Raw genomic sequence first — 21,457 nt, 5'->3', positions numbered from 1 at the left:
GAGTGTGCGGAGGTCGCGGATCAGTCGAGGCCGAACAGCTTCTGCAGGCGCTGGACGCCCTCCAGCAGCTGGTCGTCACCGAGCGCGTAGGACAGTCGCAGGTATCCCGACGGGCCGAACGCCTCGCCGGGAACGACGGCGACCTCGGCCTGGTCGAGGATGAGATCGGCGAGCTCGAGCGAGGTGTCGACCCGCATGCCGTTCCACTCCCGTCCGAGCAGGCCCGTCACGTCCGGGTAGACGTAGAACGCGCCGAGCGGGTTGGGCACCGTGACCCCCGGGATCTTCGCGAGCTCCGACACGATCAACCGACGCCGACGGTCGAAGGCCTGACGCATGTCCTCGGCTTCGGTCTGCGGTCCGGTGAGCGCGGCCAGTGCGGCGCGCTGCGCGACGTTGTTGACGTTCGAGCTCAGGTGCGACTGGAGGTTGCCGGCGAGCTTGATCGCGTCGGCGGGGCCGACCATCCAGCCCACACGCCAGCCGGTCATCGCATAGGTCTTGGCGACCCCGTTGACGAGGATGGTCTGTCCGGCCAGCTCCGGCACCGCGTCGACGATCGAGACGGCCCGCGCGCCTTCGTAGACGAGGTTCTGATAGATCTCGTCGCTGATCACCCAGATGCCGTGCGCGAGCGCCCACTCGCCGATCGCCTTCGTCTCCTCGGGTGTGTAGACCGAGCCGGTCGGGTTGGAGGGGGAGACGAAGACGAGCACCGTCGTCTTGTCGGTACGGGCGGCCTCGAGCTGGTCCACGGTGACCTTGTAGTCCTGGTCGGCGCCGGCGAAGACCTCGACCGGGATGCCGTCGGCCAGCGCGATCGCCTCGGGATACGTCGTCCAGTACGGCGCGGGCAGGAGCACCTCGTCACCCGGGTTCACGACCGCTTGGAAGGCCTGGTAGACGGCCTGCTTGCCACCGTTGGTCACGATGATCTGCGACGGGGCGACCTCCAGGCCCGAGTCGCGGAGGGTCTTCGCGGCGATCGCCTCGCGCAGCACGGGCAGGCCGGCGGCGGGCGTGTAGCGGTAGTTCGCGGGGTCGTGGAGGGCGTGCGCGGCGGCATCCACGATGAACTGCGGCGTCGCGAAGTCGGGCTCGCCGGCCGCGTAGGAGATGACGGGGCGGCCGGCGGCCTGCAGGGCCTTCGCCTTCGCATCGACCTTGAGGGTCGCGGACTCGGCGATGGCAGACAGCTTGCGGGACAGGGGAGCGCGTTCGGTCACAGGCAAAAGCGTAGTGGTCCCGGCCACCGGCGGCACGGACCTGGCTCGCACGGAACGACGCGGCGCGGGTGCGCTAACGTGACGACGTGACCGGAGATGCCCGTGCCCGCCCGCCTCGCCGTCTCTCCGGTCTTTGGGGGCTGGCGCGCCTGGGTTTGGCCACGCTCTGCGTCGGCACCGCGACGGGGTTGGCGGTGCTGCTGCTCGTCTGGATCGTCCACTCCGTGGAGCACCTGGTGTGGGGAAGCGCCGAGGGGCCGTTCCTCGATGGGCTCGCTCTGCCATCGCCCTGGTGGCTGCCGATCCTCAGCCTGAGCGTCGCCGGCGTGATCGCGGCTCTCGGTTGGTACCTGCTCCGCCGGTTCGGGCGCCGCATCGCGAGCGTCGAAGAAGGAGTTGCCGGAAAGCGGATGCCGGCGCTGGAAACCCTTGCCGACACCGTGATCCAGGTGACCTCTGTCGGCCTCGGCGCCTCGATCGGCAAAGAGGTGGCGCCCCGAGAGCTGTCGGCGATGGCGGGATCGAAGCTCGTCGGCTGGTTCCGCATCGACGCACGCTGGTCGATGATCCTCGTCGCCTCCGCCGCCGGCGCGGGCCTCGCCGCTGTCTACAACGTGCCGCTGGCCGGGGCGCTGTTCGCGATCGAGATCCTCCTCGCGCGCTTCAGCGCGGGCGCCGCCGTCGTCGCCCTCTCGGTGAGCGCGATCGCCACGGTCGTCGCTCGTCCCCTGGTCGCCGACGACTCGCTGTACCACGTCGACGACGTGAGCGTCACGCCGTCGTTGCTCGTCGCCGCTGTGCTTATCGGCCCGCTCATGGGCTGGACGGCGACGAGCTTCTCGGCCGTCACCGCCCGCCTGTCACGACGGCGGCCCACCGGGTGGAAGCTGCTCCTCGTCCTGCCCGTGACGTTCGCCGCGGTCGGCGTTCTCGGTGCGTTCTTCCCCCTCGTCCTCGGCAACGGTCGGGCCCTGGCGACGGCCGGCTTCGACCACGCCCAGCCGGCGCTGCTGCTGATCGCGCTCGCCGTCATGAAGTACGTCGCCACCGCGGTCTCGCTCGGCTCCGGGGCGGTCGGCGGCACGCTGCAGCCTTCGGTCGCGATCGGCGCGGCCCTGGGCGCGGCGGCGGCCGCCGGCTGGGCGCTCATCTGGCCGGGAGCGGACGGTACCGCGCTCGCCGTCGTCGCCGCCGGCGCATTCCTCGCCGCGAACATGCGAGCACCGTTCACGGCCATCGCGCTGATCATCGAGTTCACCGGCACCGGCCTCACGCTGCTGCTGCCGATCTTCCTCGCCGTGGCGGGCTCGCTCGCGGCATCCCGTCTCACGACCGGCGGCGGCCTGCGTCGTTTCGCGCCGATCGACCCGGGTCGCGAGTAGTCCGCGGCTCAGGCCGGCCAGCTCGACAGCATGCGGTCCAGGCCGTCGAGCATGCGGGAGAAGCTGTCGGAGACGTTGGCCGGAAGGGCGAAGCCGCCCCCGTTCTCGAGTGCGCAGAACCCGTGCAGGGCGGCGCGCAGAGCACGTGTGGCGTCGATCAGCTGATCGTCGGCGATGTCATAGCCGCGCAGCGTCGCCGAGACGACCTGCTGCACCTGCGCGGCGGCGAGGGCATGCGCCTCCTCGCGCGCCTCACCGGGCAGCGGTGCGCGCTGGGTGGCCGCATATCGTCCCGGATGCCGCAGTGCGTACCCCCGATAGGCGTGCGCAAGACTCTCCAGCGCCGCCGTCCGGGACACCCCGATGGCCGCGACCCGCAGTTCCTGGGCGAGCTCACGCGTCGCCTCGGTGGCCACAGCGGAACGCAGCACCTCGAGCGAGGCGATGTGCTTGTAGAGGCTCGGCACCTTCACGCCGGCGCGGCCGGCGATCTCGGCGAGGGTGAGGCCGTCGAGCCCGAGCTCGTCGATCGTCTCCAACGCCAGCGTCACCACGGCATCGCGGGTGAGGCCGGCCCTAGGCACCGGCCACCTCGCGACAGAACGCGACCAGGGCGGGACCGACCTGCTCGGGCTGCTCGGCCTGCGGGTAGTGGCCGGCGCCTTCCACGAGCGTCACGCGCGCGCGTAGCTGCTCGCCGATCCACTCCGCTTCTTCCCTCGGATCGCTGAAGTCGGGGTCGGCGGTGCCCATGATGACCAGCGCCGGTGCCGACACCTCGGGGATCCGCCTCTCGGCGAGGCTGTGGTCGGTGCGGGTCGTGCGCGCGAACGCGGCGGTGGCGCCCGGGCGCGACATCGCCGCGCGGACCGCCGCGCGGTGCTCGGCGAAGTCGGCGGGCCGGCGGCCGGGGTAGAGCTGGGGCAGGTAGGCAAGCCAGGCCGCGCGGGCCCACGGCCGGAGCATCAGCAGGCGGAACGTTGCGGCGGCGAACGGGTTGGTCGGCGCGTTGCGGACGAACGGGCCGACCAGACCCAGGCCGCTGACGGCGGCGGGCTCCTCGGCGGCCGCCCAGACGGCCGCACCGGCGGCCATCGAGTTGCCGACGACGACGGCGGGGCCGCCGAGATGCGCGATGAGCGCGAGGATGTCGGTGCCGGCCGCGACGTCGTCGTACGTCGTGAACGTCGCATCCGACTCGCCGTGACCGCGCAGGTCCATGACGGCGACGCGGAACCCGGCCTCACGCAGAGCGGGGACGGTGTAGCGGTAGCTCGCGGCGATCTCGCCCATGCCGGGAACGCACACGACGAGCGGGCCGTCACCGCTCACGCGGTATGCGATGCGACCTTCCGGCCGATCGAGGTGATGGACATCCAGCCGGGCGAAAGCAGCTGACGGGGAGGACATGGTTGTCATAGCCATAAAGCTAATAGCAGTAGCCAACTCTGTCAACGTCCTTCCTGCAGCGCGCGACAGTGGGGGTGGATGCCGCGGCATCCACCCCCACTGCGCGACGCGGACCGTCAGTCGGTCAGGTAGTCGGCGTAGGCCCCGAGCGTCAGGAACGTCGGGAAGTCCTCACCGAGGGCGACATCGCGGAAGATCGCCGCCGCGTCGTCGAACCGGTCGCCGTCCTGGCGCGGCACCTCGGCCAGGACCTGCGCGATGAGACCCTCGATGTACTCGCGCGTGATGCGGGTGCCGTCGTCCGTCGTGCGGTCCTGGTGGATCCACTGCCACACCTGGCTGCGGCTGATCTCGGCGGTCGCGGCATCCTCCATGAGGTTGTCGATCGCGACGGCCCCGAGCCCCCGCAACCACGCCTCGATGTAGCGGATCGCCACTGACACGTTGCCGTACACGCCCGCCGCCGTGACCGGCAGTCCGATGTGCACGTCGATGAGCTGCGAGGCCTGGACGTTCACCTCGGGCCGCTGGCGGTCGATCTGGTTGGGGCGCTCGCCGAGCACGGCGTCGAACTCCGCCTGCGCGACGGGGATCAGGTCGGGGTGGGCCACCCACGTCCCGTCGAAGCCGTCGCCGGCCTCGCGCTTCTTGTCGGCGGCGACCTTCTCGAACGCCTGGGCCGTCACCTCCGGGTCGCGTCGGTTGGGGATGAAGGCGCTCATGCCGCCGATCGCGAAGGCTCCGCGCTTGTGGCACGTCTTCACGAGCAGCTCCGTGTAGGCCCGCATGAACGGCACCGTCATCGTGACCTGGCTGCGGTCGGGCAGCACGAACCGCGCGCCCCGGCCGCGGTAGTTCTTGATCATCGAGAAGATGTAGTCCCAGCGGCCGGCGTTCAGGCCCGCGATGTGATCGCGCAGCTCGAACAGGATCTCCTCCATCTCGAACGCCGCCGGCAGCGTCTCGATGAGCACGGTGGCACGGATGGTGCCGTGCGGGATGCCGAGGTAGTTCTCACTGAAGGTGAAGACGTCGTCCCACAGCTTCGCCTCCTCCGCCGACTCGATCTTCGGCAGGTAGAAGTAGGGGCCCACGCCGTTGTCGATCAGACGCTGCGCGTTGTGGAAGAAGTACAGGCCGTAGTCGACGAGCGAACCGGATGCCGCGAGGTCGCGACCGGCGCGGTCGGTGTAGCGGATGTGCTTCTCGACCAGGTGCCAGCCGCGGGGACGCATCACGATCGTGGGGGTCTGCTCGGCGGTGACGCGGTACTCCTTGCCCTCGGGGCTCGTGTACGACAGCTGTCCGCGGATCGCGTCGAACAGCGAGAGCTGACCTTCGATGACGTTGCGCCAGGTGGGGCTCGTGGCATCCTCCTGGTCGGCCAGCCACACCTTCGCGCCCGAGTTGAGCGCGTTGATCGTCATCTTCGGGTCGGTGGGGCCGGTGATCTCGACGCGGCGATCCTCCAGTCCCGGACCTGCCCCGGCGACCTGCCACTCGGCATCCTCGCGGATGTGGGCCGTGTCGGAGCGGAACTGCGGGTCGTGCCCGTTGCCGATCTCGAAACGGCGCCGCATCCGGTCGGCGAGGCGGTCGTGACGCCGGCCGGCGAAGCGGACGTGCAGCTCGGCGAGGAACGCGATGGCCGCGGGGGTGAGGATCTCCTCGTAGCGGTCGCGGATCGGTCCCGTGATGGTGATGGTCGATGCGGGCGCGGTGCCCGTGGCGGTGGGAGTCATGGCCCTGCTCTTTCTGTGTCGGTGGGTCGCGGGGTGGTGCTCAGTGGAACTGTTCGGCCTCAGTGGATCCCACCAGAGCCAGGGTCGCGCTGTCGGGGTTGAGCGCCGTGGAAACGAAGTCGAAGTAGCCGGTGCCCGCCTCGCGCTGGTGCTTGGTGGCGGTGTAGCCGCGCGATTCCGCAGCGAACTCGGCTTCCTGCAGCTCGACGTACGCGCTCATGGCGCGCTCGGCGTAGCCGGAGGCGAGATCGAACATCGAGTAGTTGAGGGCGTGGAAGCCGGCCAGCGTGATGAACTGGAACTTGTAGCCGAGGTCGGCCAGCTCCTGCTGGAAGGTGGCGATCTGCTCGTCGCTGAGGTGACGCTTCCAGTTGAAGCTCGGCGAGCAGTTGTAGGCGAGCATCTTGCCGGGGAACTGCTCGTGGATCGCGCTCGCGAACGCGCGGGCCAGCTCGATGTCGGGCTCTCCGGTCTCCACCCACAGCAGGTCGGCGTACGGCGCGAACGCGAGGCCGCGGCTGATGACCGCCTCCAGGCCCGGGCGCACCCGGTAGAAGCCCTCGCTCGTGCGTTCTCCCGTGGTGAACTCCTGGTCGCGCGGGTCGACGTCGCTGGTGAGCAGGTCGGCCGCCAGCGCGTCGGTGCGGGCGATGATGACGGTCGGCACGCCGGCGACGTCGGCGGCGAGCCGAGCCGCGTTCAGGGTGCGGATGTGCTGCTGCGTGGGCACCAGCACCTTGCCGCCGAGGTGGCCGCACTTCTTCTCGCTGGCCAGCTGGTCCTCCCAGTGGATGCCGGCGGCACCCGACTGGATGAGCGACTGCGCGAGCTCGTACGCGTTCAGGGGGCCGCCGAAGCCCGCCTCGGCATCCGCGACGATGGGGGCCAGCCAGTCCTGCGTGAGGGTGCCTTCCGCGTGCTCGATCTGGTCCTGGCGGATCAGGGCGTTGTTGATGCGGCGGACGACGGCAGGCACGGAGTTGGCCGGATAGAGGCTCTGGTCGGGGTAGGTCTGTCCGGCGAGGTTGCCGTCGGCGGCGACCTGCCACCCCGAGAGGTAGATGGCCTTCAGACCCGCACGTACCTGCTGCACGGCCTGGCCGCCGGTGTAGGCGCCGAGCGCGCGGATGTAGTCCTCGGTGTGCAGCAGGTTCCAGAGGTTCTCGGCGCCGCGGCGGGCGAGGGTGTTCTCCTCGCGCACCGACCCGCGCAGGCGGATGACGTCCTCCGCGGTGTAGGTGCGCTGAACGCCGTCCCAGCGCGGGTCGGTGTCCCAGATCTCCTGCAGCTCAGCGGCGGTCTGCGTCTGGTCGCCGGCGCGCAGTGGCGGCTGACCGGGGGTGGCCTGGATCGTCATGGTGCTCTCCTTCATCGGATGCCGGGGCGATGCCGGCGGTGGCTCGTGTCTCCACTTTGGGTGAAGTTCGAGGCCAGGAGTAACCAAATCGGGAGTGAAGATTGATCGAACTTCACGTTCTGTGACACAATCCCGGACATGACGAACATCGATGTTCCGTTGACGGCGACGACCGCAGAGCCCGAGGACGAGGCCGATGCGCTCACGATCGGCCGGCGCATCCGTCAGCTGCGCACGGCGCGCGGGATGACCCTCGACGAGCTCGCGGCAGCTGTCGAGCGGGCACCGAGTCAGCTGTCGATGATCGAGACGGGAAAGCGCGAGCCCAAACTCACGCTTCTGCGCGCCATCGCCAAGGCGCTCGGTGCGACGGTCGACCAACTCCTGGAGGCGGAGCCCCTCGATGAGCGCGCCACGCTCGAGATCGCCCTCGAGCGCGCCATGAAGGGACCGACGTTCCGCGCGCTCGGGATCGAGCCGTTCCGCATCGGCAAATCGATCCCCGACGACGCCCTGCGCGCGCTGCTCGCGCTGCAGGGCGAGATCGAAAGGCTCGGTGACGAGCGCTCCGCCACCCCCGAGGAGGCGCGTCGCGCGAACGTCGAGCTGCGCCACCTGATGCGGCGCCAGGACAACTATTTCGCCGAGCTCGAGGAGCACGCGCGCGCCATCCTGCGTGCCGTCGACCATCCCGGGGGACCGCTCACGCAGCGCACCGCCTCGGACATCGCCGCTCACCTCGGTTTCTCCCTGCACTACGTCGCCGACCTGCCTGCCTCGACGCGGTCGGTCGCCGACATCAAGCACGGGCGGCTGTATCTGTCGAGCACGGTGCCCGCGAAGGGCGACTCGCGCACCGCCGTGCTCCAGGCGCTCGCCAGTCGCATCCTCGGGCACGCCGAGCCGCGCTCGTACGCCGAGTTCCTGCGTCAGCGGGTGGAGACGAACTACCTGACCGGGGCTCTCCTGATCCCCGAAGACCACGCGGTGCCGGTCTTGCTGGACGCCAAGTCGCGGCGCGCGCTGTCGATCGAAGATCTCCGCGACGCCTACTCGGTGTCGTACGAGACCGCGGCGCATCGCTTCACCAATCTGGCGACGCGGCATCTCGGCATCCCGGTGCACTTCTTGAAGGTGCACGAGTCGGGCACCATCACGAAGGCCTACGAGAACGACGACGTCAACTTCCCGGCCGACCGGCTGGGCTCGATCGAGGGGCAGTTGTGCTGCCGGCGTTGGACGAGCCGCGCCGTCTTCGACATACCCGACAAGTTCAATCCGTACTACCAGTACACCGACACCGGCAACGGCACGTTCTGGTGCACGGCCCGGGTGGAGACCTCCAGCGAGGGGGCCCATTCGGTGTCGGTGGGCGTGCGCTTCGACGACACGAAGTGGTTCGTGGGGCGCGAGACGACCAACCGCGGCGTCTCCCGCCACGCGGTCGAGGTGTGCTGCCGTCGTGCTCCCGCCGAACTGGAGTCGCAGTGGCGCGATCAGGCGTGGCCGAACGTGCGAACCCCTCGGACGCTGCTCGCGACGCTGCCGACCGGCGCGTTCCCCGGCGTCGACACGACCGACCTGTACGAGTTCCTCGAGGTGCACGCCCCGCGCGACTGAGGTGCTCGCTGCGCTGCGCTGTGGTGGGGTGTGGGCCGCTCAGACCACGGCGTTCCAGCGCAGACGCGGGGTGGCGGCATCCACATCGTCGAGAACGGCCGCGGGCGAGGCGACCGGGAACGTCGTGATCAGTCGCTGGATGCCGCCGTTGATCAGCGCGTAGGCGAGGGCGGAAGGGCCGGATGCCGCGGCGCGCCCCACCGCGATGACGGCTTCCGTGTCGTGCACCCGCTGACGGCGCACCGGAGTGCGCTCCACCAGTGCGGTGGCGGCCGCGGCGACCCGCGCCAGCAGGGTCTCGCCCGTCGGCAGCGCCCAGGGGAGGAAGGCGTCGGCGGCCAGCCCGTAGGCGCGGGCGAGCTCGCCGTCCAGCCAGCGCTCGCGTTTGAGGCCGTAGGGGGTCGGTGTCGTCGACAGCAGGTAGCCGTAGACGTGCAGCAGGCCGGCGTTGCCGACGGGGAAGCGGGCGTCGATGCCGGCGCGCTCGTGGAGCGCCCTGAAGACCGACGCCGCGATCACGGATGTGCCCGTGTTCTCGTCGATGACCGTGGACAGCCCCCATGCCTCGAATCGGCGCGCGGCGGCGTCGGCGTCGATCGAGGTGCCGAGCCACGGGAGGAGGTCGAAGGCGGCCGCGGGATCGCCCGTGGCGAGCGCGGCCGCGGCGTCGAGTCGCGAGAGCTCCCCGCCACTTTTTACCGGATGTTCATCTGCCGTGGTCATTACGTCCACACATGTCCTTCACTATGGACAAAGCGTCCAGCCTCACGGACGCGTTCGTCACCCGCAGGGAGATCCGTGCCTCGTCCCATTCTCATCTTCGACTTCGACGGTACCGTCGCCCTCGGCGACGGGCCGGTGCGCGCGTACGCCCGCGCCGTCGCCACCGAGGCCGGATTGTCGCCGTCGTTCGTCGATGAGATCGCCACCGGCCTCGCCGACGGCGACGACGACGCCATCGACGCCTACGACCTCGTGCGGGTGCGCGCCCTCGCGGCCGGAGCCGCCCCCGAGCACCTCGCGCGCGGCTACGCCGCCAGCCGCGCACAGCTCGCGTCCGACGACGCTCCCGTTCTCGCCCCCGAGGGCCTCGCCACCTTCCTCGCGACGGTCGACGCGGAGCGCATCCTGGTCACCAACGCGCCCGGCGTGCGCATTCCGGAGGCGCTGACGGCGCTCGCGCTGGAAGGGCTCTTCGACCGCGTCGTCGTCGACGCGGGCAAGCCCGACGGGCTCGCCGCGCTGCTGGACGAGCTGGACGCGGATGCCGAGGTGCTCGCCGTCGGCGACATCTGGCGCAACGACCTGGCTCCGGCCCACGCCCGCGGCCACGCGACGGCGCTGGTCGGCGGCTATCCCGACCCCGACGCCGCCCCGGACTTCCGCGCCGACACGCTTCCCGAACTCCTGCCCGCCCTCACCGAATGGGTTCGCGCCCGCGCGCGTACCCGCTGACCACTCCTCGATCCACCCCGACACCGAAGGACACCTCATGCGCATCACCCGCCTCCGACTCGCCGCGGTCGCCGCGACGGCGCTCGCCGCCACCGTCGCGCTCGCCGGCTGCTCCGGCACCTCCGACGCCTCCGGCTCCGCCGCGCCGGCCGCCGACCCGAGCTCGCTCGTTCTCGCCCTCGTGCCCTCGCAGGACCAGGGCGGCCTCGTCGACACGGCCAAGCCCCTGACCGACATGCTGAGCTCGGAACTCGGCATCCCCGTCACGGGCGTCGTGTCGAAGGACTATCAGGCCGCCGTGGAGGCGATGGGTGCCGACCAGGCGCAGATCGGCTTCCTCCCCTCGCTGCAGCTGTGGCAGGCCAGCGACCGCTACGGTGCGAAGGTCGTGCTGCAGACCGAGCGTAACGGCGCGATCACCTACCCGGCCCAGTTCATGACGAACAACCCGAGCAAGTACTGCTCCGACACCCCCGTCGACAAGGACGGGATGCTGTACTGCAACGGCACCGACAAGCTCGCGACGCCGAGCGGCCTCGACGCGATCACCAAGATCGCCGGTGCGAAGGTCGCCGTGCTCGGCCCCGGCTCGCCGGCTGGCTACATCTACCCGATGCTCGCCCTCAAGGAGAAGGGCATCGATATCGACAACGGGTTCCAGAAGATCCCCGTCACCGCCAACGACGCCTCGGTGATGGCCGTCTACAAGGGCGATGCCGAGGTCGGCTTCAGCTTCTGGGACGCACGCACGCTCGTGAAGAAGGACACCCCCGACGTGGGCCAGAAGGTCGTCGTCTTCGCCCTCAGCGACCCGATCCCCAACGACGGCGTCGCCGTCTCGTCGAAGCTCTCGCCGGCCCTCCAGGACAAGATCACCCAGGCGCTGGAGTCCTACTCCAACACCGACGAGGGCTCGAAGGTGCTCAAGAGCATCTACTCCATCACCAAGCTCGCACCCGCCAACCCCGCTTCCCTCGACGTCGTGGCGCGTGCCGCCGAGCAGCTCGGACTGCAGTGACGGATCCGATCGTCGCCCAGGGCACCGAGGCTGCGGCCCCGGTGCCCTGGGGCATCCGTCTGGACGGGGTCACCGTCCGCTACCCCAACGGCACCGTGGGGCTTCGCGGTGTCGACCTCGAGATCGCCCCGGGCGAGATGGTCTGCATCGTCGGCCTCTCCGGGTCGGGAAAGTCGACGCTGATCCGCACGATCAACGGCCTCGTGCCCGTGACGGAGGGAACGGTGACCGTCGGCGGCGAGCGCGTCGACAACGCACGGGGCAAGCGCCTTCGCCACCTCCGCGGGCAGATCGGCATGGTGTTCCAGGGGTTCAACCTCGCCGGTCGGACGACCGTGCTGAACAACGTGCTCGTGGGGCGTCTCACCCACACGCCGTACTGGCGCACCCTGGCGGGCGCCTACCGCGACGCCGACAAGCAGATCGCCTTCGAGGCGCTCGATCGCGTCGGCATCCTGTCGAAGGTGTGGGATCGGGCCTCGGCCCTGTCGGGCGGCCAGCAGCAGCGCGTCGCGATCGCGCGCGCCCTTGCGCAGCAGCCGCGGATCGTCCTCGCCGATGAGCCGGTCGCGAGCCTCGACCCGCCCACCGCACACGGCGTCATGGGCGATCTGCGGCGGATCAACGCCGACCTCGGCATCACGGTGCTGGTCAACATCCACCTGCTCGATCTCGCGCGGCAGTACGGCGCGCGCATCATCGGCATGCGCGCCGGGGAGGTCGTCTTCGACGGGCCGGCCGCGAGCGCGACGGATGCCGACTTCGAGAACATCTACGGACGGTCGCTGACCGGCGACGATCGGCTCGATCGATGAGCGTCGCGCCCGCGGCATCCGCGCTGGTGGTGCCCGAGCGGCCTCGACGCCGCGCCGGAACGTGGATCGCGCTGGCGGTCGTCGTCGTGATCACGGTGGTCACGTGCCTTCCGGGCATCGGCGTGGGCTTGGATGTCGCGCCGATCGTCGCGAACTGGCGAAACGGTGCCACGAAGATCGTCGAACTGCTCACGCCCGACTGGTCGTTCTTTCCGCGCACCGTCGCGCCGATGCTTGAGACGCTGCAGATGGCGGTGCTCGGAACCGTCGTGGGGGCCGCGATCTCGCTGCCGCTGTCGTTCTGGGCGGCACGGCCCACCAATCCGCACCCCGCCTTCCGCGGTGCGGTGCGGACCCTGCTGAATGCGATCCGCGCGGTTCCCGAGCTCGTCTACGCGGCGGTGCTCGTCGCGATGGTCGGCGTCGGCGCGCTTCCCGGCATCCTCGCTCTCGCGATCTTCAACATCGGCATCATCGTCAAGCTCGTCTCCGAGTCGATCGACGCGCAGGATGCCGGTGCCATCGAAGCCGGTCGGGCCGCCGGTGGCACGCAGGCGCAGATCAACCGCGCCGTCGCCCTCCCCGATGCGTGGCCGGCATTCGTGTCGCAGACCCTGTACGTGTTCGAGCTGAACGTGCGCGCCTCGACGGTGCTGGGGCTCGTCGGCGCCGGAGGGATCGGGCTGCTCATCGACGCGGTCCGCACGTTCTACCGCTACGACCAGCTCTCCCTCATCATCCTCGAAGTGCTCGTCGTGGTCGTCGTGATCGACATGATGAGCGACGCCATCAGACGGAGGCTCGTGTGAGCGCCCTCGCCGTTCCCGTCCGCCGTCGTTCGCCGTGGCGGGCCGTGTCGGCCGTCGTCGTCACCGCCGTCGTGGTCGCCGCCTTCTGGTCGGTGCAGATCTCGTGGGGTCGTCTCGCCGACCTTCCCGCCGACATCGGCCGCTACCTCTGGCTCATGTTCTCCGCGCCGGAGTGGTCGAAGCTGCCCGAAGCGCTCTGGCAGACGTGGCGGAGCATCGAGATGGCGTGGGTGGGGACCGTGCTCGGCATCCTGCTGGCGACCCCGCTCAGCCTCGTGGCCGCCCGCGGCTTCGGGCCGCTGTGGCTGCGCGCCGCGCTGCGGCTCGTGTTCTCGGTCATCCGCGCCGTGCCCGAGCTGATCATCGCGATCATCATCCTCTCGGTCACCGGGCTGACCCCGCTGACCGGTGCGCTCGCCCTCGCCGTCAACGGCATCGGCACGCTCGGCAAATGGGGCTACGAAGCGGTGGAGGCCGTACCTCCCGGCCCCATCGAGGCGGCGCGCGCCGCGGGCGGCTCGACGGCGCAGGTGCTGCGCTGGGGCGTGTGGCCGCAGGCGCAGCCGGTGTTCCTGTCGTTCTGGCTCTATCGCTTCGAGATCAACGTGCGCTCGTCTGCCGTTCTCGGTCTCATCGGGGTCGGCGGCATCGGCGATATGCTGACGTCCTACACCCAGTACCGGGAGTGGTCCACCGTGGGGATGCTGCTCATCGTGGTGATCGTCGTCACGATGGCGATCGACGCGGCGAGTGGAGCGCTCCGCCGGCGAATCATGGAGGGTCCGCGTGCCCGTTGACGCGCCGACGACGGTGCGCATCGCCGCGATGCGCAATGGCCTGCAGCCCACCGAACGGCGGGTCGCCGACCTCATCGTGGCCGAGCCCGACGCGGTCGTGGAGCTCACCGCGCAGCAGCTGGCAGACCGCGCCGGCGTCGCTCGCTCATCGGTCGTGCGGGCGTGCCAGTCGCTGGGCTACCGGGGCTACCCGCAGCTGCGTGTCGCCTTGGCGGCCGAACTCGGCGCCCAGCCGCCCCGCGACGCCGATCACGGCGACGGCCCGCTCGGCGAGCTGCGCGCGGCCCTCGCGCGCACCGCGCAGTCGCTGACCACGGCGGTGAGTCTGATGAGCGCCGACGACGTGTCGTCCGCGGTCGCCGACGTCGCGGGCGCCTCGCGCCTGCTGGTCGTCGCGAACGGACTGTCGGCGCCCGTCGCGAGCGATCTGGCGATGCGCCTGACCGCGGTCGGTCGTCCCGCCGAGGTGATCGCGGATGCCATCGCGCAGCAGATCGCGGCGCGTCAGCTGTCGGCCGCCGACGTGTGCATCGTCGTGAGCGGCTCGGGAGCGAATGCCGCGAGCGTGCGGGCGGCCGAGGCGGCCCGCAGCGCCGGTGCGCGTGTGCTGGCCCTGACCTCCTTCGCGTCCAGCCCGTTGGCCGACCGTGCCGACCGCTCGCTCGTGATCACCCCGACCGGCGTCAGCTTCCGCGAGGAGCTGGCCCACACCTCGCGGGTCGCACACGCCGCGTTCGTGGAGGCGTTCGTGGATGCCGTCGCGGGCGTGCTGGGGGAGAGGGCCCGCATCGTGCGGGCGCACGTGCTCGGCATCCTGTCGGACAACCTCGACGACGGCACCGCCTGACCGCGCCGGGCGATCCCGCTGGGCGATCTCGCCGGCCGATCTCGCCGGGCAGGGCGATCCTCCCCGGTCGTGGTGCGCTTCGGCTCAGTCGTGCTGCGCTGCGGGAGGAGATGTCGCGTCGGGAGGATGTTGTCGCGGCATCCGTCCTCCCGAGTGGAAATCTCCTCGGCGAGTGCGGCCGTCGTCGCGCGCGGGCGGGTTGCGAGAAAACCGTAGGTCGTCGCGTAAAACCAGACGACCCGTGGTCTCACCTCCCTCTACTCGACCGTCGTGGCGGAGGCGGCCGACCCCGACCATCCGCTGCACGACGACTTCGCCGCCCGATACCGGGCGCGCGCCGAGGCCACGGCAGCGCTCCTGCGCGCCGGCCAGCGTGCCGGCGAGATCGCGCCCGACATCGACCCCGACGCGGCGGCCCGCCTCATCAGCGCCGTGATGGACGGCATCCAGCAGCAGTGGCTGCTCGATGACACCGTCGACATGACGGCCCTGTTCGACGAGTTCGTCCGCGGCTATCTGCGGGCACCGCGCCCCGCGGCATCCCCCCGCTGACCCCGCCCGCCGACCGACCCCGCCGAGCGTACGCCCCGCGAGACACCGTCCCTGCACCGAGACTGCCGCTGCGCACCGGTGTTTCGGTGCGCAGGCGGTGTCTCGCGGGCGGGCGGACTCGCGGGCGGTCGGGAGGCGGGCGGGGCGGATGTCTTGACGTTGGTTATGCGCATAAGTAGAGTGAGAGCCGACACCGCAGCGGGTGTCCCGTTCGAGGAGGAACCATGAAACACGTACGACGGGGAGCCGTCGCGCTCATCGCCATCGGCGCACTGGCGCTCACCGGCTGCGGCCGCGGAGCCGACACGCAGAGCGCGCCCGACGCCGCCACGACGATCGGCAGCGAGCCGGCCACGGGCACGATCACGATGTGGGCGATGGGCGCGGAGGGCGAGGCCCTGCCCGACTTCGTCAAGACGTTCGAGGACGCCAACCCCGGCGTCACCGTCGAAGTCACGGCGATTCCGTGGGATGCCGCCTACAGCAAGATCCAGACGGCGATCGCCGGTGGCACGACGCCCGACATCGCGATGATGGGCTCGACCTGGATGGCGGACTTCGCCGACGCGTTCCAGACCGTGCCGACCGACCTCGACACGTCGGGATCCTTCCCGGGCGCCGTCGCGTCGACGAAGGTGGCCGATCGGATGACCGGTGCCCCCTGGTACGTGGACACCCGCGTGCTTTACTACCGCACGGACCTCGCCGCGAAGGCCGGCTGGACGAAGGCCCCCACCACGTGGGACGAACTCAGCCAGATGGCCGCCGACATGCAGTCCAAGGCCGGCGCCGAGTACGGCATCCGCCTGCCCGGCGGCAACGACTCGTTCCAGGGCACGCTGTGGATGCCGTGGTCCAACGGTGCTTCGCTCGTCGACGGCGACAAGTGGACGGTCGACACCCCGCAGATGGTCGAGGCCTACGAGTACTACCAGAGCTTCTTCCAGAAGGGCATCGCCAACCCGGCGGCCGACCGCTCCTCGGGTGCTCAGGAGGCCGACTTCGTCGCCGGCAAGACCCCGATGCTGATCGACGGACCGTTCATGATCGGCTCGCTCGAGAAGGTGGGCGGTGCGGACTTCGCGAGTAAGTTCACCACCGCGGTGCTGCCCACGAAGGAGTCGTCGACGTCGTTCAGCGGCGGCGCGAACCTCACGGTGTTCAAGAACTCGAAGAACGCGCACTCCGCGTGGAAGCTCGCCCAGTGGCTCACCGACCCGACCACGCAGGCGCAGTGGTACGAGAAGACCGGTGACCTGCCCGCCGTCCAGGCGGCGTGGAAGGAGCAGGCCCTCGCCTCGCAGCCCACGCTCGCAGCCTTCGGCACGCAGCTGGAGACCGCGAAGTCGGTTCCCGCCACCACCACGTGGGTGCAGGTCGCCGCCGCGGGCGACGCGGTGCTCGAGAAGGTGCGTTTGGGCACCCAGAGCCCTGCAGACGCCATGAAGGAGCTGCAGAGCAAGGCCGACGCCCTCGGAATGGGCTGATCGAGATGACGCAGGCATCACTGGCCGCGACCGGAGCGGCCGCCGCCGTCACCGGTCGCGGCCGTGGTCGCCGGCCGGGGTCGTCCCGTCGCCGGCGTCAAGGATGGATCGCGTGGGGGTTCGCGCTCCCGTTCGTCATCGTGTTCGCGGTGTTCATGATCGTGCCGATCGTGGGCTCGTTCGCGATGTCGTTCACCGACTTCCGCGCGCAGGACATCCGCTCCCCGTTCTCGGTGGACGTCGTGGGCCTCGACCAGTACGTCAAGGTGCTGGGCGACCCCACGTTCCTGAAGTCCATCGGCGTCACCGCGACCTTCGTCGTCGTCGGCATCCCGGTGACGATGGCGGTCGCTCTGGCGCTCGCTCTCGCGCTGAACTCCGGCGGCGGGCGCATCGTGTCCTTCCTGCGGGTCGGCTTCTACGCCCCCGTGGTGACCAGCATCGTGGCCGTCGCGGTCGTCTGGCGCTACATCCTGCAGCCCGACGGGCTTCTCAACAGCGCGCTCGCCCTCATCGGCATCCAGGGGCCCGACTGGCTCAACGACACCACCTGGGCGCTTCCCTCGCTGATCGCGATGGCCGTCTGGCGCAACGTGGGAACGCTCATGGTCATCTTCCTCGCCGGGCTTCAGGCGATCCCGACCGACGTGAAGGAGGCCGCCATGATGGACGGCGCCTCCACGTGGCGGCGGCTCACCTCGGTCACCCTGCCGATGCTGCGCCCGACGCTCCTGCTCGGGGCGGTGCTCATCTCGGTGGGCTTCCTGCAGTTCTTCGAGGAGGCCTTCGTCATGACACAGGGCGGACCGCTCGATTCGACCCTGTCAGTCGCCTATTACACGTTCAAGCAGTTCGGCTTCGGGCAGTACGGCGTCGCCTCGGCCGCCAGCTACATCCTGTTCCTCGCCATCGCGCTGCTGAGCCTGCTGCAGTTCCGACTGCTGCGGACGAAGGACTGAGAGGACCTCGTCATGACCGCTCCTGCCATCGCCCGCCCGCCGCGGCGTGCCCGTCGCGTCTTCACCGGCCGCGCCGTCACCTACACCGTGCTCGCCGTCGGGCTCATCGTCTGGATGCTGCCGTTCGCCTGGATGCTGCTGGGCTCCGTCAAGACCCAGTCGGAGATCCTGCAGCGCCCGCCCACCTGGTGGCCGCGCGAGTTCACGTGGGACAACTTCGCCCAGTGGTTCGGTCCGCTGGACATCGGCCGCTTCTTCACCAACAGCATCGTCGTGGCCCTGTTGACCGTGCTCGGCAACCTCGTGTTCTGCTCGATGGTCGGCTACGCGCTGGCGAAGATGGACTTTCCCGGTAAGAAGATCCTCTTCGCCGTCGTGCTGGTGACCCTCATGGTGCCGGGCGTCGTCACCTTCGTGCCGCTGTTCGTGATGGTCTCCTCGCTGGGGCTGACCAGCAGCTACGCGGCGCTGATCCTGCCGTTCATCACGACGCCGCTCGGGGTGTTCCTCATGCGCCAGTTCATGCTCGGCATCCCCGACGAACTCATCGAAGCCGCGCGCATCGACGGGGCCGGAGAGCTGCGCATCTTCGCCCGCGTGGTCATGCCGCTGTGCGGGCCGCCACTGGCGACCCTCGGCATCCTCACCTTCCTCGCGTCGTGGAACAACTTCCTGTGGCCGCTCGTCGCGGCACAGACCGAGAACATGTACACGCTCCCGGTGGCGCTCTCGCTGTACTCGACCGGACAGAACGCGACCGACTACGGCCTGCTGCTGGCGGGGTCCGTGCTCGTGATCGCGCCGATCCTGCTGCTGTTCGTCTTCCTGCAGCGCTACTTCATCCAGGGCGTCGCCACGACCGGGCTCAAGTGAGCCCCCGCGACCCGCCTCGAGAAAGAGAATCATGACCCCCACGTATCTCACCGCGCCCGACGGCACCCGCTTCCGCGACCTCAACGGCAACGGGGTGATGGATCCGTACGAGGATCCGCGCCTGAGCGCCGACGAGCGCGCCGCCGACCTCGTGGCCCGGATGAGCCTGGAGGAGAAGTGCGGGCTGATGTTCCAGACCGTCATCGAGGTGGGGGAGGAGGGCGAGCTGCTGGAGGCGCCCGGGCGCATCTCGAAGTCGCCGACGACCACGGTCGTCCGGGGCAAACATCTGTCGCACTTCAACGTGCACGCCATCCGCTCCGCCCGGCAGGCCGCCGTCTGGAACAACAACCTGCAGGCCCTGGCCGCGCAGACCCCGCACGGGGTGCCCGTCACCGTCAGCACCGATCCGCGGCACGCGTTCGTCGAGAACACCGGCGTGGGCTTCGCCGCCGGCCCGTTCTCGCAGTGGCCGGAGGGTCTCGGACTGGCGGCGATCGACGACGTCGAGACGGTGCGCCGGTTCGCCGACGTCGCGCGGCAGGAGTATCGCGCCGTCGGCATCCGCGCCGCCCTGCACCCCCAGATCGACCTCGCGACCGAGCCCCGCTGGGGGCGGCAGGCCCAGACCCTCGGGCAGGATGCCGCGCGGGTCGCCGAGTTCACCGCCGCCTATCTGCAGGGCTTCCAGGGTGACGCGCTCGGACCCGACAGTGTCGCGTGCACGACCAAGCACTTCCCGGGCGGCGGTCCGCAGAAGGACGGCGAGGACGCGCACTTCCCCTACGGGCGCGAGCAGGTCTACCCGGGCGGCATGTTCGAGTACCACCTGGAGCCGTTCCGCGAGGCGATCCGCCGCGGCACCGCCGCGATGATGCCGTACTACGGCATGCCGATCGGGCTGGAGCGCAACGGGGTGCCCATCGAAGAGGTCGGCTTCGGCTACAACCGGCAGATCGTCACGGACCTCCTCCGCGGCGAGCTCGGCTTCGACGGGGTCGTCGTCACCGACTGGGAGCTGGTCAACGACAACCACGTCGGCGACCAGGTGCTGCCGGCGCGCGCTTGGGGCGTCGAGGAGCTGTCGCCGAGCGAACGCATGCTCAAGATCCTGGATGCCGGGGCCGACCAGTTCGGCGGCGAGGAGTGCGTCGACCTGCTGATCGAGCTCGTGCGCGCGGGGCGCGTCGACGAGGGCCGCATCGACGCGTCTGCGCTTCGCCTCCTGCGCGTGAAGTTCCAGCTGGGCCTGTTCGACGACCCGTTCGTCGACCCCGACGAGGCGGAGCGCATCGTCGGGAACGCGCAGTTCCGGGCGGAGGGGGAGCGCGCACAGGCGCGTTCGTTGACGGTGGTGCAGAACCGTCCGACGCGGGGCGCGGATCACCCGGTGCTGCCGCTGAGCGGAGCCGGGCGCCGGGTGTACGTCGAGGGGTTCCGCCCCGAAGACGTCGCCGAGCTGGGCGAGATCGTCGCCGACCCCGCCGACGCGGATCTCGCGCTGGTGCGTCTCGGCGCCCCGTTCGAGCCGCGCGACGATCTCTTCCTCGAGGCCTGGTTCCACCAGGGCTCGCTCGAGTTCCCGCCCGGGCGCGTCTACCGCATGCGACGGATCGCGCAGCAGTGCCCGCTGGTGCTCGTCGTCAACCTCGACCGGCCCGGCATCCTCACACCGTTTGCGGAGTTCGCGTCGGCGATCGTCGTCGACTTCGGCAGCTCCGCGCGCGCCGTGCTCGATGTGCTCACCGGTCGTGTCGCTCCCGAGGGGCGCCTGCCGGTGGAACTGCCGCGGTCGATGGATGCCGTGCGCGCCGCTCGCGAAGATGTACCGTCGGATACGGGTGATCCGCTGTTCGCGGTGCACTTCGGTCTCGAGCTGGCGGTACCGGCGGGACAACGCGCCGACCGGTGACGCGCACGCGAGCCGCCGCGGGCCGCCGATGACGAAGGGACAGCCGATGAGTGATGCCGCTGCGCGCCGTCCGACGGTCTACGACGTCGCACAGGAGGCGGGGGTCTCGATCGCCTCGGTGTCGTTCGCCTTCCGACGCCCCGAGCGGATCAGCGAAGCCACGCGCGAGCGGGTGCTGGCCGCCGCGCGGCGGTTGGGGTACGCCCCGAGCGCGGCGGCGCGAGGACTCGCGAACGGACGCACGGGAACGCTCGGCCTGCACGCGTTCGACCTCATGCTCGAGCGGGCCGACCCGCGCGACGTCACACCCCCGCGATCCGATGCGCGCTCGCCGCTGGATGCCGCGTCGATCATCCCGTGGTCGCAGTCCGACGACGAGACCCTCGCCGACCCGCGCGCGTTCCCGCTCTACGTCGACGAGGTGCAGCGCGGCTTCGCGCTCGAATGCTGGATGCTCGGACGGCCCGTCATGCTCTCCAGCGGCTCCGACAGCGACGTGTCGGTCGCCGATACGGCGGGCCGGGTCGACGGACTGGCCATCTTCCCGTCGCCGGTGCTGCCGGCGGCCCTGCTGCGGATGCCCGCGACGATCCCGACGGTCCTGTTCAGCGTCGCTCCCGGCGACGATCCGCATCACCGCGTTCGCGTGGACAACGCCGGAGGGATGAGTGCGCTGATCGACCACCTCGTCGGCGACCACCAGTACGACGACGTCGCCTTCGTCGGGCGCCAGGAGGGCTTCGACAACTCCGAACGCTTCCGGGAGTACCGGGCGTCGCTGATGCGATGGGGTCTGCGTCCCCGTGACGAGCCGATCGACGGCACCGTGCGCGGTCCGCATCGGATGCTCGAGCAGCTTGGCGCGCTCCACGCCCGCGGTGCGCTGCCGCGTGTTCTCGTCTGCGCGACCGACCAGCACGCCCTCACGGCGATGGATGCCCTCGCCGGCCTCGGCGTGCGCGTGCCCGACGAGGTGGCCGTCACCGGGTTCGATGGCATCCTGGCCGGTCGGCTCAGCACGCCGACACTCACCACCGTGCGCCAGCCGATGGAGGCGATGGGACGCGCCGCCGCCCGCATCCTCGCCGGCACCGCCGGTGCGCTGCCCGAGGGGCACGCCCGCTTCGACGCGGTGTTCGCGCCGCGGGTCGTGCTGCGGCGCAGCTGCGGATGTTGATCGTCCGTGTCGGCGGGCT

At 70.4% G+C, this 21,457-nt stretch carries 19 protein-coding genes and 1 pseudogene; 14 read left to right on the top strand and 6 right to left on the bottom strand.

From position 1 onward, the window contains the following. Positions 1-20: 20 nt before the first annotated feature. Positions 21-1,226 carry a pyridoxal phosphate-dependent aminotransferase gene (locus tag JOE53_RS10570; RefSeq protein WP_204947694.1) on the bottom strand — a complete coding sequence of 402 codons (1,206 nt, stop codon included), beginning with the start codon at positions 1,224-1,226 and terminating at the stop codon, positions 21-23. 86 nt (positions 1,227-1,312) lie between these two features. Here JOE53_RS10570 and JOE53_RS10565 point away from each other — a divergent pair, with 86 nt between their 5' ends. Beyond that, positions 1,313-2,608, top strand: a complete 1,296-nt coding sequence (locus JOE53_RS10565; RefSeq protein ID WP_204947693.1) for a chloride channel protein — start codon at positions 1,313-1,315, stop codon at positions 2,606-2,608. An 8-nt stretch (positions 2,609-2,616) separates the two neighbouring features. Here the strand turns inward: JOE53_RS10565 and JOE53_RS10560 are convergent, their stop codons facing one another. From JOE53_RS10560 to aceA, 4 genes are all read right to left on the bottom strand, one after another. Then, complete coding sequence (locus tag JOE53_RS10560) at positions 2,617-3,192, bottom strand: TetR/AcrR family transcriptional regulator (RefSeq protein WP_061682567.1); 576 nt, start codon at positions 3,190-3,192, stop codon at positions 2,617-2,619. Continuing rightward, positions 3,185-4,018 carry an alpha/beta fold hydrolase gene (locus tag JOE53_RS10555; protein WP_233449548.1) on the bottom strand — a complete coding sequence of 278 codons (834 nt, stop codon included), beginning with the start codon at positions 4,016-4,018 and terminating at the stop codon, positions 3,185-3,187. Before JOE53_RS10555 ends, JOE53_RS10560 begins: the two co-directional genes overlap by 8 nt. 116 nt (positions 4,019-4,134) lie before the next feature. Then, complete coding sequence (aceB, locus tag JOE53_RS10550; RefSeq protein WP_061682571.1) at positions 4,135-5,760, bottom strand: malate synthase A; 1,626 nt, start codon at positions 5,758-5,760, stop codon at positions 4,135-4,137. 40 nt (positions 5,761-5,800) lie between these two features. Then, positions 5,801-7,117, bottom strand: coding sequence for an isocitrate lyase (gene aceA, locus JOE53_RS10545; protein WP_036287574.1), 1,317 nt, complete (start codon positions 7,115-7,117; stop codon positions 5,801-5,803). A gap of 138 nt (positions 7,118-7,255) precedes the next feature. Here aceA and JOE53_RS10540 point away from each other — a divergent pair, with 138 nt between their 5' ends. After that, positions 7,256-8,737: a helix-turn-helix transcriptional regulator gene (locus tag JOE53_RS10540; RefSeq protein ID WP_204947691.1), complete on the top strand. Its 1,482-nt coding sequence runs from the start codon at positions 7,256-7,258 to the stop codon at positions 8,735-8,737. 39 nt (positions 8,738-8,776) lie between these two features. Here JOE53_RS10540 and JOE53_RS10535 read toward each other — a convergent pair whose 3' ends face one another. Then, the gene (locus tag JOE53_RS10535) at positions 8,777-9,460 is read right to left on the bottom strand and encodes an amino acid deaminase (protein WP_233449547.1); all 684 of its coding nucleotides are present in this window, start codon (positions 9,458-9,460) and stop codon (positions 8,777-8,779) included. Positions 9,461-9,535: 75 nt separating this feature from the next. Here JOE53_RS10535 and JOE53_RS10530 point away from each other — a divergent pair, with 75 nt between their 5' ends. From JOE53_RS10530 to JOE53_RS10475, 12 genes and pseudogenes are all read left to right on the top strand, one after another. Beyond that, the gene (locus JOE53_RS10530) at positions 9,536-10,192 is read left to right on the top strand and encodes an HAD family hydrolase (protein ID WP_036287332.1); all 657 of its coding nucleotides are present in this window, start codon (positions 9,536-9,538) and stop codon (positions 10,190-10,192) included. A 37-nt stretch (positions 10,193-10,229) separates the two neighbouring features. After that, entirely contained in the window at positions 10,230-11,210 is a 981-nt protein-coding gene (locus JOE53_RS10525) for a phosphate/phosphite/phosphonate ABC transporter substrate-binding protein (protein WP_204947689.1), read from the top strand. Further along, positions 11,207-12,025, top strand: coding sequence for a phosphonate ABC transporter ATP-binding protein (phnC, locus tag JOE53_RS10520; protein ID WP_204947688.1), 819 nt, complete (start codon positions 11,207-11,209; stop codon positions 12,023-12,025). Before JOE53_RS10525 ends, phnC begins: the two co-directional genes overlap by 4 nt. Further along, on the top strand, positions 12,022-12,834 hold the full coding sequence (gene phnE / locus JOE53_RS10515; protein WP_204947687.1) for a phosphonate ABC transporter, permease protein PhnE: 813 nt from the start codon (positions 12,022-12,024) through the stop codon (positions 12,832-12,834). The genes phnC and phnE (JOE53_RS10515) overlap by 4 nt, the downstream gene beginning before the upstream one ends. Beyond that, the gene (gene phnE, locus JOE53_RS10510) at positions 12,831-13,631 is read left to right on the top strand and encodes a phosphonate ABC transporter, permease protein PhnE (RefSeq protein WP_204947686.1); all 801 of its coding nucleotides are present in this window, start codon (positions 12,831-12,833) and stop codon (positions 13,629-13,631) included. The genes phnE (JOE53_RS10515) and phnE (JOE53_RS10510) overlap by 4 nt, the downstream gene beginning before the upstream one ends. After that, positions 13,621-14,478: a MurR/RpiR family transcriptional regulator gene (locus tag JOE53_RS10505; protein ID WP_036287318.1), complete on the top strand. Its 858-nt coding sequence runs from the start codon at positions 13,621-13,623 to the stop codon at positions 14,476-14,478. Before phnE (JOE53_RS10510) ends, JOE53_RS10505 begins: the two co-directional genes overlap by 11 nt. A 246-nt stretch (positions 14,479-14,724) precedes the next feature. Further along, positions 14,725-15,030, top strand: a pseudogene (locus JOE53_RS10500) (TetR family transcriptional regulator C-terminal domain-containing protein); the annotation flags it as partial. A gap of 224 nt (positions 15,031-15,254) precedes the next feature. After that, positions 15,255-16,517 (top strand): sugar ABC transporter substrate-binding protein, encoded by a 1,263-nt coding sequence (locus tag JOE53_RS10495; RefSeq protein WP_204947685.1) that lies wholly within the window; start codon positions 15,255-15,257, stop codon positions 16,515-16,517. Between the two features lie 5 nt (positions 16,518-16,522). Then, the gene (locus tag JOE53_RS10490; protein ID WP_061682580.1) at positions 16,523-17,476 is read left to right on the top strand and encodes a carbohydrate ABC transporter permease; all 954 of its coding nucleotides are present in this window, start codon (positions 16,523-16,525) and stop codon (positions 17,474-17,476) included. A 12-nt stretch (positions 17,477-17,488) separates the two neighbouring features. Further along, positions 17,489-18,349: a carbohydrate ABC transporter permease gene (locus JOE53_RS10485; protein WP_005049962.1), complete on the top strand. Its 861-nt coding sequence runs from the start codon at positions 17,489-17,491 to the stop codon at positions 18,347-18,349. Between the two features lie 31 nt (positions 18,350-18,380). Beyond that, positions 18,381-20,261: a glycoside hydrolase family 3 protein gene (locus tag JOE53_RS10480; RefSeq protein ID WP_204947684.1), complete on the top strand. Its 1,881-nt coding sequence runs from the start codon at positions 18,381-18,383 to the stop codon at positions 20,259-20,261. A gap of 46 nt (positions 20,262-20,307) precedes the next feature. Next, positions 20,308-21,438 (top strand): LacI family DNA-binding transcriptional regulator, encoded by a 1,131-nt coding sequence (locus JOE53_RS10475; RefSeq protein WP_233449546.1) that lies wholly within the window; start codon positions 20,308-20,310, stop codon positions 21,436-21,438. The last annotated feature ends 19 nt before the right edge of the window (positions 21,439-21,457 follow it).

It is taken from the genome of Microbacterium laevaniformans (assembly GCF_016907555.1).
GTDB lineage: Bacteria > Actinomycetota > Actinomycetes > Actinomycetales > Microbacteriaceae > Microbacterium > Microbacterium laevaniformans.
The sequence above is the reverse complement of the archived record's forward strand: the minus strand, read 5'-3'. Positions and strand labels throughout refer to the sequence as shown.